Below are 1,856 nucleotides of genomic sequence, written 5' to 3' on the forward strand. Positions count from 1 at the left end.
TGCCCTCTTCTCAACGGCTCCCTCCTGCGGTGCTCGGCGGATGCTTACGGTTAGCGAGGGGGCATGCGACCTTGTTCTGGTCGTATCGCCGGATCGACTTGCCCGTCGTTACGCCTATCAGGTGGTCGTGATCGACGAGCTTCAGCGGGCGGGATGCTCAATCATCTTTCTCAACCACGCCTTCGGCGACAGCCCGGAGCAGCAGATGCTGCTGCAAATCCAAGGAGTGTTTGCCGAGTATGAGCGTGCCGTAATCCAGGAACGGTTACGCCGGGGACGCCTGTATTGGGCACGGCAGGGTCGGGTCAACTGGGGCGGCAATGCAACTTATGGCTATCGTTGTGTCCCGAAGTCGGAAGCCGCTCCACTGCATCTGACTGTCGATGACGCCGAGGCGGCGATCGTTCGCCAGTTGTATCATTGGCTGGTCGATGAGCAACTCAGTTCGCATGGGATCGCGAAGCGACTCAACGCACGAGGCGTGCCGACGCGAAGTGGCACCGCCCGCTGGAGCCAGAGCACCGTTGCCCATATCCTGTCCAATCCGATCTACATCGGCGAGGGCAGGTACAATCGCTATCGGACGGCCGACGCCATCGGCCCCCGGCGGGCACGCGGTCTCAAGGATTGTCAGCCGGGCAATGGGCGCAGTCGACGGCTGCGCCCCAAAGAGGAGTGGATCGTGGTCCCCGCCCCAGCGATCCTTGATCCCGACCTGTGGCGCTTGGCCCAGGAGCAGCTGGTCGCCAACCGGGTCCGAGCAACCCGCAACAACACCAAGCATCATTATCTGCTGCGCAGCCTGTTGATCTGTGGCCGGTGTGGCCGACGCATGATCGGCGCCTGGAGCAGCGTGTCCTCTCAACGCTACATTTGCTCGGCCTGCTATCCCCGGACCAGTCCGGGCGCGTGCGACGGCCGCAGCGTCAAGGCCGACTGGGTGGAAGAGCAGGTCTGGAGCTTCGTCAGCGGCTTGTTGTCCGATCCGGCGTTACTGCGCGCCCGATATGAGGAGAGCCGGGGCGATCCGGCGGTTGACGCCGCCGCTGAGCACGAGCGCGAGCGTCTGGAACGCAAGCTTTCGGCCATGGATCGGGAAGTGGCGCGGCTGATCGATGCGTAAGATGGACCCCGGATCTGAGACAGGTGACGATGCGAGAGTCCTGCTTCTATAAACGGCTCAGAAACAGGAGCAGTCATGAAGCAGTCTCGGCAGAAGCACAGCGCGACGTTTAAGGCGAAGGTGGCCTTGGCGGCGATCAAGGGAGACCGCACGGTCGGCGAACTGGCCGGCGAGTATGGTGTCCATCCCAGTCAGATCCACGCCTGGAAGAAGGCGCTGCTCGACGGCGCGGCCGGCGTGTTCGAGAACGGCAGCGATCGGGACGACAAGACCAACGAAATCCAGGTCGGCGAACTCTACCGCCAGATCGGCCAGTTGAAGGTCGAGAATGATTTTTTGGCCAGGAGGCTCGGCAAGTAAGCCGGGTCGAGCGCCGCGCGATGATCGACCGCGCGCATCCCAATCTGTCCGTCAGCCGCCAGTGCCATTTGCTGGATGTCAGCCGCGCCTCGGTCTACCGCCGCCCGGCTTCCGTCAGCGCCGACGATCTCCGGCTGATGGAGCTGATCGACCGCCAGTACCTGGCGCGGCCCTTCTACGGGTCGCGCCGCATGGCGGCGTGGCTGGCCACCCAGGGCTTCCCCGTCAATCGCAAGCGGGTTCAGCGCCTGATGCGGTTGATGGGACTGGTGGCCATCTACCAGCGCCCCAACACCAGCAAGGCAGCACCCGAGCACGCCAAGCATCCCTACCTGCTGGGCGGCCTGACGATCGACCGCGCCAACCAGGTCTG

3 protein-coding genes are annotated in these 1,856 nt (G+C 63.8%); all 3 read left to right on the forward strand.

The features are described 5' to 3' along the window. Positions 1 to 1,123 (forward strand): recombinase family protein (locus N826_RS38880; RefSeq protein WP_169789520.1); only part of this gene is annotated, 1,123 nt, incomplete at its 5' end. 75 nt (positions 1,124 to 1,198) lie between these two features. Further along, complete coding sequence (locus N826_RS38885) at positions 1,199 to 1,483, forward strand: transposase (RefSeq protein ID WP_044437967.1); 285 nt, start codon at positions 1,199 to 1,201, stop codon at positions 1,481 to 1,483. Positions 1,484 to 1,503: 20 nt separating this feature from the next. Further along, positions 1,504 to 1,856, forward strand: a 353-nt coding sequence (locus tag N826_RS38890) for an IS3 family transposase (protein ID WP_044437968.1), incomplete at its 3' end; no start/stop codon positions are given.

The sequence above is a fragment of the Skermanella aerolata KACC 11604 genome (assembly GCF_000936425.1).
GTDB classification, from domain to species: domain Bacteria; phylum Pseudomonadota; class Alphaproteobacteria; order Azospirillales; family Azospirillaceae; genus Skermanella; species Skermanella aerolata.

Excerpts from the sequence above, each read along its gene's own strand:
- N826_RS38885 (WP_044437967.1), top strand. The coding sequence starts at position 1,199 with ATGAAGCAGTCTCGGCAGAAGCACAGCGCGACGTTTAAGGCGAAGGTG.